Source organism: Nostoc spongiaeforme FACHB-130 (genome assembly GCF_014698475.1).
Classification (GTDB): Bacteria; Cyanobacteriota; Cyanobacteriia; order Cyanobacteriales; family Nostocaceae; genus Nostoc_B; species Nostoc_B spongiaeforme.
In genome coordinates, this window is record NZ_JACJTB010000030.1 from 72,196 (window position 1) to 82,974 (window position 10,779).

The window sequence follows — 10,779 nt, forward strand, 5'->3', positions numbered from 1 at the left end:
GGAGATAACACTTGCAACAAAGGTTCTGGGTTACGCACAATAAATTTATTTACTGTTACACTAGTATATATACTCGTTAAGCTATGATGTAAAGCCGATCGCTCCCTCTCCTACCACACGCAAGCAAGTGCATCTTCTGATATTGGCTGTAAAGGCGACTCTGTTGTTACGATAATTTTATATAAGATTTTTTTAGATGTTGCAGCCTTGATCCAAGCGGAAACTTTAGAACTACTAGAATGGCATCGCCTCTGCCAGCATTTGGCGACATTTGCGGCTACTAAGCTAGGGGCGATCGCATCCACTAATTTACCAATTCCGACATCGCAATCAGTCAGTGAGCAGTTATTAGCACAGACTAAAGAAGTTTACCAACTGGAAAGTCGGCTGACTACAAGCTTATCTTTTGATGGTATTCAAGATATTGGGGATTCTATCGAACGCGCCGAACTCCGTGGGATTTTGGCTGGCGATGAATTACTGGCGATCGCAACTACCCTGGCTGGTGCGAGAAATTTACGGCGTGTAATTGATAACCAAGAAGATATACCAGTATTAAGTGATTTAGTTGCCGATTTACGCACTTACCCAGAATTAGAACAGGAAATCCACCGTTGTATTGATGAACGCGGCAATGTAGCTGATCGCGCTAGTCAAAAATTAAGTGAAATCCGCGAAGATTTGCGGCGATTACGCAGTCAAATCAACCAAAAGCTGCATAATATTTTACAGGCGAAATCCAACGCTGTTCAGGAACAATTAATTACGCAACGGGGCGATCGCTATGTTATCCCAGTCAAAGCCAGTCACAAAGATGTGATTCCCGGTATTGTTCACGATACTTCTACCAGTGGCGTGACTTTGTACGTGGAACCTAATTCTATCGTGCCGATGGGTAATCAGTTGCGGCAAACGCTAAAGCGAGAACAAACAGAAGAAGAAGCAATACGTCGCGCTTTGACTGAGCAAGTCGCAGCCGTCACCCCAGATTTAGAAAGGCTATTAGCAATTGTGACTACTTTAGATTTAGCGGCGGCGAGATCGCGTTATAGTTACTGGCTAAAAGCTAATCCCCCCAGATTTATTAACCGTGACGAACAAGAAATCATCACCTTACGCCAGTTGCGTCACCCTTTGTTAGTTTGGCAGCAACAGCACGAGCAAGGGCATTCGGTAATTCCTGTAGATTTATTGATAAGTCCCCATATCAAGGTAGTCACAATTACCGGGCCGAACACTGGTGGTAAAACTGTCACCTTAAAAACCCTGGGTTTAGCAGCCTTAATGGCGAAAGTGGGTTTATTCATCCCCGCCCGTGAACCCGTGGAAATGCCTTGGTTTGACCAAGTATTGGCAGACATCGGTGATGAACAATCTCTCCAGCAAAGCTTATCGACATTTTCCGGGCATATTCGCCGTATTAGCCGGATTTTGAATGCTTTAGAAAACGACTCAGCACTCAGCGAGAAGTTGCGTGCGGGGGTTCCCCCCGTTGAGCAAACTTCGGTGACTCAGCACTCAGCACTTGTCTTACTTGACGAAGTAGGCGCAGGGACAGATCCCGCCGAAGGAAGTGCCTTAGCGATCGCTCTTCTGCAATATCTCGCGGAACACGCCCAGTTAACAATTGCCACAACTCACTTCGGGGAACTCAAAGCCCTGAAGTACGAAGATGCGCGGTTTGAAAATGCTTCGGTAGAATTTGATGAAGCGACTTTATCACCTACCTATCGTTTATTGTGGGGGATTCCGGGACGTTCTAATGCTTTAGCGATCGCTTTACGTTTGGGCTTAAAGCCGGAAGTGGTAGAAAAAGCTAAAACCCAAGTCGGCGAAGCCTCGGACGAAGTTAACCAAGTAATTGCCGGCTTAGAAGCCCAACGTCGCCGCCAAGAAACCAAAGCAGCCGAAGCCCAAAAACTCTTGCAGCAAGCAGAACGGTTATATAAAGAGGTATCCGATAAAGCCGCATCCTTAGAAGAACGGGAAAAATCATTGCGAGTTTCCCAGGAAGTAGCAGTTCAACAAGCGATCGCTCAAGCCAAAGGCGAAATTGCCCAAGTTATCCGCCGCTTACAGCAAGGTACACCCACAGCCCAAGATGCTCAACAAGCCACCAATGCGTTAAATCAAATTACCCAGAAATACCAGCCAGCCCCCGCGCCTAAACCGAAAGTTGGGTTTATGCCCAAGGTGGGCGATCGCGTCCGAATTTCCCAATTTGGACAAACTGCCGAAGTTTTAACCGCCCCCGATGAAGATGGCGAGTTAAACGTCCGCTTCGGCATTATGAAAATGACAGTCAAATTGCAAGATATCGAATCTCTCGATGGACAAAAAGCTGAACCGATTGTCAAACCCAAACCAACACCAGCACCAACCACTCCACCACCCCAAGCCGCACCAGCCATTCGTACCTCGAAGAATACAGTAGATTTACGAGGTAAGCGGGTAGCCGATGCCGAAATTGAATTAGACAAAGCCATTTCCGAAGCGAACGGCCCCATCTGGATTATTCACGGACATGGCACAGGGAAATTGCGTCAAGGTGTTCACGCCTTTTTGCAACAACATCCGCGAGTCAGCAGTTACGAAGCAGCAGAACAAGCTGATGGTGGTAGTGGTGTTACTATTGCTCACGTTTCTTAAGCTTGATTATATTAGCTAAAAATCTTGTCTATCGCTCATTTTTAGCAAGTTAGATCATCGATCATCCTGTGCAGAATTAGGCAGAAATTATAGCAGTAATCAAATCCTGCCTTCTGCCTCCTGCTATATGATTAAGTTTGCATATTTTTGCTATTTTTTGTTTCGCGCAAAGGCGCAAAGAAAATTAGGCAAATTAATGACTTGAGCAAAAGAATTTACAACCAAAGGGATGAAAATTCCTTCCCCTTACACCCTTACATCCCTATACCCCTACACCCATTTACAAAACAGTTCTCATCAATCACAAAAATCTTGTTTTCTAACCTCTAGCCTCTAACCTCTAGCCTTTAACCCCTCACTTGAAACATCTTTGTAGTTACTTACAAAAAAAATCGCTGCAAACCCCCTCACAATTTGATACCCTAGCTAGAACAGTTTTGATAAAAGTTAACAGCGTGGACATTCAACTTGGGCGGGGAAAAACAGCTCGCAGGGCTTACGGAATTGATGAAATTGCACTAGTCCCCGGTAAAAGAACATTAGATCCTAGTTTGGCAGATACTAGCTGGCGGATTGGCAATATCGAGCGAAATATACCAATTATTGCTAGTGCAATGGATGGTGTAGTTGATGTAGGTATGGCTGTGCGTTTGTCACAGTTAGGTGCATTAGGTGTTCTTAACTTAGAGGGTATCCAAACTCGCTATGTTGATCCAAATCCCATTCTTGATCGGATTGCTTCTGTCGGTAAGGATGAATTTGTCTCCTTAATGCAAGAACTTTATGCCGAACCTATCAAGCCAGAATTAATTGAAAAGCGCATTCACGAAATTAAAGAACAAGGCGGTATTGCGGCTGTAAGTGCGACACCAGCAGGTGCAAGTAAATTTGGTGAAGTTGTTGCTAAGGCTGGGGCAGATTTATTCTTTATTCAGGCTACAGTCGTCTCTACAGCACATTTATCACCAGAGTCGATAGTTACCCTAGATTTGGCAGAATTTTGCCGTTCTATGCCCATCCCAGTGGTGTTGGGTAACTGTGTTACCTACGATGTCACCTTGGACTTAATCAAGGCTGGTGCGGCGGCTGTATTAGTGGGTATTGGCCCTGGGGCTGCTTGTACCTCTCGTGGTGTGTTGGGTGTGGGTGTACCCCAAGCAACCGCGATCGCAGATTGTGCCGCCGCCCGCGATGATTATTATCAGCAAACTGGTAAATATGTGCCTGTAATCGCTGATGGTGGTCTAATTACTGGTGGAGATATTTGTAAATGTATCGCTTGTGGTGCTGATGGTGTGATGATTGGTTCACCCTTCGCCAGAGCGGCTGAAGCCCCAGGGCGCGGTTTCCATTGGGGAATGGCAACACCCAGCCCGGTTTTACCACGTGGAACTCGAATCAAAGTCGGTACAACTGGCACTTTAGAGCAAATTCTCACTGGCCCAGCAGGCTTAGATGATGGTACTCACAACTTGTTAGGAGCTTTGAAAACAAGTATGGGTACATTGGGAGCCAAAGATATCAAAGAAATGCAACAAGTTGAAGTTGTAATTGCTCCTTCTTTGTTAACGGAAGGTAAAGTTTACCAAAAAGCCCAACAATTAGGTATGGGCAAATAAAGAAATTATGAAGGTTAAAAACTGAAGGATGAAATTTTAGACTTCAAACTTCAGTTGAAATTCTTTAGGAAATTTTTCCAGACTCCCAAACATTCAACTGGAAAAATCCCTTCTGTCGCCTACAATAGAGAAAGCGGAGACGCATGTTTCCGTTCACTCCTCACACCACACTCCGCCCGGACTACTGTTCGGGCGGTTCCTTATGTTTATGAATATATGAATAAATTCCAGGGCTTCTTTGCAAATGTACATCCTTGCTCTTCAAAGCAGATGTTTTTGCTATGGTAGAATTTTCACGAAACTCAGAAATTTTATTGGCAAAGGTTTTTAGGCATGTCAGCAGCCGCAGCAGTTACAGATTCTACTTTTAAGCAAGAAGTACTCGACAGCACGGTACCTGTTTTAGTTGATTTTTGGGCTCCCTGGTGTGGCCCTTGCCGCATGGTAGCTCCTGTCGTCGAAGAAATTGCCGCTCAGTACGATGGTAAACTCAAAGTTGTGAAAGTTAATACTGATGAGAATCCTCAAGTTGCAAGTCAGTATGGCATCCGCAGCATTCCCACATTAATGATTTTTAAAGATGGAGCAAAAGTTGATATGGTTGTAGGTGCTGTACCTAAAAGTACATTAGCTACTACTTTGGAAAAGTATGTTACAGCTTAAACATCAATCGGGAATACAATCCTTTTGAGAAGCTCTTTTGCTTTAGTTTTGTGTAAATATTTGTCAATAAGTTTATGAGGCGCTAAACCCTGCGTCTCAGTCAAACTTTCTCAAAAGGTCTTGAATCTGCATATGAATATCTGAGAAACTTAATTTTGCTTCTCAAATATTTAACCGCCAACATGGGCTAAATTTATATTTCCTCAGACTAATAGTTTGAGGAAAATTTGTTTTTCTATCTGTGATACTGATTCAAATAATCTATGAGCTATATAAGCTGCGAAGCAGCTGAACATCTACCGATATGGATAATAAGCTGTTAAACATTTATTCTGCACATTGAGACCGCAAGGGGGCAGGGTGCAGGGTGCAAGGGAGAGGGTTTGGAGCTTTATTTACCATTAAACATAATGCAATTTAAATGACGATTAGCTTATTCAAAATATTTTTAATCAACGGTTTGCTCGATGGCAAATCATCTTACCAGAGAAAAATATACAAGAGCGTCAGAAAGGTTCAATTTTTCAAGCTGGTTAGAGCATAAATTTTATTTTTGGAAGTGAAAATAATGTTGAATATCTTGAATTATACGCTATGCACCGCATGACTAATGACAGTCATACTGTAATTTATGAAAATGGAGAAATCAAACACTTAGAATGTTTAAATCCTCCCTTAGAATATAGTTCGTCTATTGATGAAAACCAAAGGGAGCATAATGAAAAAAATCGAAAAGTTAAAGAAGAATTAATTGATAAAGGCTTACTCTAACTTTCTCTACTCCCTTGGGCTTTGTTATGACTTGGGCTTGTATGTCGAAGCAACATGCAGTTCTTTTAACTGCTTCGCATCTACCCCAGAAGGCGCATCTGTTAACAAGCAACGGGCTTGTTGTGTCTTCGGAAAAGCAATCACATCACGGATAGATTCTTCGCCAGCAAGTAACATCACCAAACGATCTAAACCGTAGGCGATACCACCATGTGGCGGTGTACCGTATTCAAAAGCTTCTAGAAGGAAACCAAATTTACTTTGGGCTTCTTCCGGTGATAAGCCAATGGTTTCAAACACCTGTTCTTGAATTTCCCGTTGATAAATCCGCAAACTACCACCGCCAACTTCAAAGCCGTTAAATACCAAGTCGTAAGCTTGGGCGCGGGCGGTTTTTAAGTCGTGCAAATCATCGGGATGGGGTGCAGTAAATGGGTGGTGCAATGCTTCCAAACGCTTTTCGTCAGCATTCCACTCAAACATCGGGAAATCAACAATCCATAACAAATTGAGTTTATCGGGATTGATTAACCCAAATTCTTTAGCAGTAAATTGCCGTAATCTGTCTAAAGTTTTGTTAACAGTACCAACATCACCAGCCGCAAACAATAACAAATGTCCGGCTTCTGCACCTGTGCGGCGGAGAAGTTCGGCTTTTTGTTCGGCGGTGAGGTTGTCTTTAATTGCGCCGATAGTGTCAATTTCCCCATCTTCCCTGACACGGATATAGGCTAAACCTTTCGCGCCGGCTTCACTGGCTTCTTTGAAGATGTCGCCGCCTGGTTTAATGCGGACGTTAGAAATTTTGTCGTTACCGTTGGGAATGGGCAGAATTTTGACGATACCACCGTGGGCGACAGCATCCCGAAAGACTTTAAAACCAGAGTCTTTGAGAATATCGGAAACATCAACTAATTCTAAATCATAGCGAGTGTCTGGTTTATCGCTACCATAACGCGCCATTGCATCAGCATAAGTTAAGCGCGGGAAAGGATGGGGTAACTCAATTCCTTTCACGGTTTTGAAGATGTGACAAACTAGCTTTTCGTTGAGTTCGATAATTTCTTCTTGAGACATGAAACTCATTTCCATGTCTAATTGGGTGAACTCTGGCTGTCTATCGGCGCGTAAATCTTCATCCCGGAAGCAACGAGCAATCTGATAGTATCTGTCCATACCGGATACCATCAAGATTTGTTTAAACAGTTGTGGTGATTGGGGTAAAGCAAACCATTCGCCAGGGTTGACACGGCTGGGTAAAACATAGTCCCGCGCACCTTCGGGGGTGGAACGAGTCAAGACTGGTGTTTCAACTTCGATAAAATTTTCTGTGTCTTCTAAATAGCGCCGCATGGCTTTGACGACTTGATGACGCAGTTGCATATTTTGCGCCATGCGATCGCGCCGTAAATCCAAATAGCGGTATTTTAGTCTTAAGTCTTCCCGCACCGATTCGGTGTCAGCACTAGAAACCTGGAATGGTAGCTGCTTGCGGACTGCATTTAACAAGGTAATTTTATCCGCGTAAATTTCTACTTCACCTGTAGGAATGCGGTTATTCAGTGATTCTTCGGGACGTTGCGTTACTCTGCCGGTGATTTCGACGACGTATTCATTCCGCAAAGCATTGGCTTGCTCGTAGGAGTTGGGGGTGCGTTGCGGATCGCTGACAATTTGGACTGTGCCAGAGCGATCGCGTAAATCTAAAAATATCACGCCCCCATGATCGCGGCGACGGTCTACCCATCCGTACAAGGTAACAGTTTCTCCAATATCTTCTTTTCGGAGTTCGCCGCAATAGTGAGTTCGCATAGTAGTTAATCTGTTCTTCTGGGCTAGATGGGGCAGTAAAAGTCAAAGCTTTCCCATTATCTAGCATCAATAGTATCTGATTGAAGAACTGATCGCATATTCTCATTTCATCAGATTCTAGAACCTTAATACACTACTAGCGCATTTTTACAGTAATTCTCTGAATTCTTCACGGTTTAATTGGCAGTCACGGAGTATCTGAGCTAACAAACCAGAACCAATTGTTTCACCTGAATGTACTGGAACCACAGTTCGACGGCCATCACCATGTATCAAAATATGATGACTACCTCTGATTCTTACTACTTCAAAACCGACTTTTTCTAAGGCTGTAATTACTTCTCTCCCAGTCAGACTCGGCAGTTTGCTCATACTTGAATAGAAACCCTTTGTACACCGACAAACTCTAAGGCTTCCGCTTGTTCTTGTTCAAGTTCTAAGCACAGTTCAATAGCTTCTTTTATACGCTCCATCAGTTCGTCTAAAGATTTAGCTTGAGTATGACATCCAGCTAGACTCGGCACGGAGGCAACAAAATAGCCGTCAGAGTCTCGTTCTATAATCACGTTAAATTCTCTACTCATTTTGAACTTTATCTTTTGGGGACGTAAGGCTAACAGACTATACTGATTAAAAAGATAGCTCGCGCTGACTAAGTACGCAATCTTGAAGGTATAAATTAATTAATTCTTGATAAGAAATCCCTTTTTCTTCTGCTTTCTTTTGGAAAAATTCAATTACCTCAATGCCCAAAGGTAAAGTAACTTGTTGCTTTAGCTGTTTAGCATAAGGATTAGGACGACTTTTCATATTAGCAAGGTCATATTCTGGCTTCATTCTTTTATCCTCGATATTGTTGACTTTCTTTTTGAGTAGCCTTTCGTGCGGAAATAATTCTGATTATAGATTCTTGTTATCGGAAACAATGAACAATTAGTAATATTCGCATTTTTGAGCTTCTACCTAGCAATAAAAAGCGGTCTTCAGCCTCAGAATGATCTTCATCCCAGAATTCAATAGCATTATCATCATAAAATACTGATTTTGCTTCTTCAAATGAAACACCGTGCTTTTTTTGATTGATTTTATTTTTTTCGTTATCCCACTCAAATAATAATTGATTCATGTTTAGTAAATTATTTAGTTTTGTAGGAAGGTATTTTAAGGTAATGACAAGGAGCATTAGAGAGAATAAAATTAGCCCTAACACACCATTACCCTACGGTGATTACAAATAAATTTAACAAAATATTGACTAAAATCGAAATATTACACTGTAAATTTGTATATAATCTCAGTGATAACCCTTAGTAATGCAATTATGCCGCTAGACTACTCCGGTCAAAACTTGCGAGGTCGTTCATTTAAAGGTCAAGATTTGACTGGGACTAATTTTAGTGGTGCAGATATTAGAGGGGCTAATTTTAGCAAGGCTATTCTAAAAGGGGCTAATTTTAAAGGTGCAAAAGCTGGACAACCAGGATACTGGGTATTACTTCTAGCACTATTTTCATCATTTCTAGCTATACTCTCAGCATTTACGGCTGGGTTAACTACTGTATTTAATCAAAGCTTACTGAATCCTGATCCTATAGTTCATATTATTACTTCTGTTGTAGTTTTGATAGTTCCATTTATAGTCACAACTACAAAAGGATTTCCACTATCTTTAATATCTATAGCTTTTTCATTAGCAACTTCTACATTATTAGTAATATTTTTAGCTGTGTCTGGTCATGTATATACAGCACTATCTGTTATTTTCACAGCAATAGGAACATTAACAGGAGCTACCACTGTAGCAGCTACTATAGCCGGAGTTAGTACAGTAGCTGGAACTATAATTGCTACAATTGTTAGTATTGCCAGTGTAATTGCATCTTTAGCAGGGACTATATGTGGAATTAGTGTTGTTTTGAAAACAGCCGGAGTAGTAGCAAAAATAGAATTAGCCGCCGACTTAGCAGTTGCGATTATGGTATTAATTGGTGCTATTCAAGGTGTTTATATAGGTTGGCAAATTCTAGCATTTTCTCCCAAATATTCTTTGATTTATCCAATAGCAATTAACTTTGCTACTATAGGTGGAACTAGCTTTTATAATGCTGATTTGACTGATGCTAATTTTACTGGTGCGACCCTTAAAACTACAGATTTTAGAAAAGCAAATCTAACACATACCTGTTTTTATGAAGTGAAAAACCTGGAATTTGCTAGAGTAGGTGATTCAATATTATCCAACCCAGTTATTCTTAATTTACTCGTGACTGGTAACGGTAGAAGAAAATCTTATACTGGTACTAATCTTAAAGGTGCAAACCTGATATGTGCAGATTTAAAAGATGCTGATATTAGTGAAGCAACATTTAAAGGAGCTTGTTTAGAGTGGTCAAATTTAACTCTAGCTCAAGCTGTAGGTACTGATTTCACACAAGCTCAAATGACTGGCGCTTGTGTGGAAGCTTGGAATATTGAAAGTACAACCAAATTAGATAATGTTGATTGTCGCTTTATTTATCTCCTAGAAAATCCCAAACTAGGCACTGATGACAGAGAACGCCGTCCTAGTAGTGGCGAATTTCAACCAGGAGAATTTACTAAACTATTTGAAGAAGTTGTAAATACTGTTGATTTAATTTTTCGCAACGGTATAGACTGGAAAGCTTTTGTTGCTGCCTTCAAAAAAGTGCAGGTACAGAATGAAAATACAGAATTAGCAATTCAGAGCATTGAAAATAAAGGTGATGGGGTAGTTGTTGTTAAGGTTGCGGCATCGGTTGATGCTCATAAAGAAAAGATTCATAATGATTTTACACAAAATTATCAGTTAGCACTGCAAGCTGTTGAGGAAAAATATAAAGCTCAATTGCAAGCTAAAGATGAACAAATAGTCATTTATCGCCAACAAAGTGCAGATATGAAAGAAATCGTTAGCTTGTTAGCCAATAAGCCGATTAACGTTCAAGTTGATAATAAAGTAGAGAATAAAAATATGCCTAATGGTAACGATTCTAGCCGGAAGTTTGAAAATAGCGGTACTTTAAATAATAGCGGACAGATTAATTTAGGTGAAATTAGCGGTACGGTGACAAATACTATTAACCAGCTAACACCTTCACCAGAACAAGATAAACCTGGAATTAAAGAATTATGGTTCTTCCGGTATTTTTATGGTGAGTAATAAAGTTTAGTAAATTTTAGTAACTATATTTTAATGATGCTCAGGCTGAAAACATAGACTGTGTAAGTATTACAACAGTTTTAA

General features: G+C 41.2%; 9 protein-coding genes and 1 pseudogene. 5 read left to right on the forward strand and 5 right to left on the reverse strand.

Translation table 11 applies throughout. The annotated features are described in order from the left end of the window. Window positions 1-207 precede the first annotated feature (207 nt). The 4 genes and pseudogenes from H6G74_RS20300 to H6G74_RS20315 all read left to right on the forward strand — a co-directional run bounded on the left by H6G74_RS20300 (window position 208) and on the right by H6G74_RS20315 (window position 5,702). A complete protein-coding gene (locus H6G74_RS20300) occupies window positions 208-2,649 on the forward strand; it encodes an endonuclease MutS2 (RefSeq protein WP_190969385.1) in 2,442 nt (813 codons plus the stop codon). 455 nt (window positions 2,650-3,104) lie between these two features. Next, a complete protein-coding gene (locus H6G74_RS20305) occupies window positions 3,105-4,268 on the forward strand; it encodes a GuaB3 family IMP dehydrogenase-related protein (protein ID WP_062294917.1) in 1,164 nt (387 codons plus the stop codon). A gap of 315 nt (window positions 4,269-4,583) precedes the next feature. Continuing rightward, window positions 4,584-4,931 (forward strand): annotated as a pseudogene (gene trxA, locus H6G74_RS20310) (thioredoxin); the annotation flags it as partial. A gap of 594 nt (window positions 4,932-5,525) precedes the next feature. After that, window positions 5,526-5,702 carry a hypothetical protein gene (locus H6G74_RS20315; protein WP_190969386.1) on the forward strand — a complete coding sequence of 59 codons (177 nt, stop codon included), beginning with the start codon at window positions 5,526-5,528 and terminating at the stop codon, window positions 5,700-5,702. A 24-nt stretch (window positions 5,703-5,726) separates the two neighbouring features. On the opposite strand, the gene aspS is transcribed toward H6G74_RS20315, so the two are convergent. The 5 genes from aspS to H6G74_RS20340 all read right to left on the reverse strand — a co-directional run bounded on the left by aspS (window position 5,727) and on the right by H6G74_RS20340 (window position 8,640). Next, window positions 5,727-7,514 carry an aspartate--tRNA ligase gene (gene aspS / locus H6G74_RS20320; RefSeq protein WP_190969387.1) on the reverse strand — a complete coding sequence of 596 codons (1,788 nt, stop codon included), beginning with the start codon at window positions 7,512-7,514 and terminating at the stop codon, window positions 5,727-5,729. Window positions 7,515-7,661: 147 nt separating this feature from the next. After that, entirely contained in the window at window positions 7,662-7,886 is a 225-nt protein-coding gene (locus H6G74_RS20325) for a type II toxin-antitoxin system HicA family toxin (protein WP_190969388.1), read from the reverse strand. Continuing rightward, a complete protein-coding gene (locus H6G74_RS20330) occupies window positions 7,883-8,098 on the reverse strand; it encodes a type II toxin-antitoxin system HicB family antitoxin (RefSeq protein WP_190969389.1) in 216 nt (71 codons plus the stop codon). Before H6G74_RS20330 ends, H6G74_RS20325 begins: the two co-directional genes overlap by 4 nt. Window positions 8,099-8,144: 46 nt before the next feature. Further along, window positions 8,145-8,351 (reverse strand): antitoxin, encoded by a 207-nt coding sequence (locus H6G74_RS20335; protein WP_190969390.1) that lies wholly within the window; start codon window positions 8,349-8,351, stop codon window positions 8,145-8,147. 76 nt (window positions 8,352-8,427) lie between these two features. After that, on the reverse strand, window positions 8,428-8,640 hold the full coding sequence (locus tag H6G74_RS20340) for a BrnT family toxin (protein ID WP_190969391.1): 213 nt from the start codon (window positions 8,638-8,640) through the stop codon (window positions 8,428-8,430). Between the two features lie 195 nt (window positions 8,641-8,835). On the opposite strand from H6G74_RS20340, the gene H6G74_RS20345 reads away from it, so the two are divergent. Then, complete coding sequence (locus H6G74_RS20345; protein WP_190969392.1) at window positions 8,836-10,695, forward strand: pentapeptide repeat-containing protein; 1,860 nt, start codon at window positions 8,836-8,838, stop codon at window positions 10,693-10,695. Window positions 10,696-10,779: the final 84 nt, after the last annotated feature.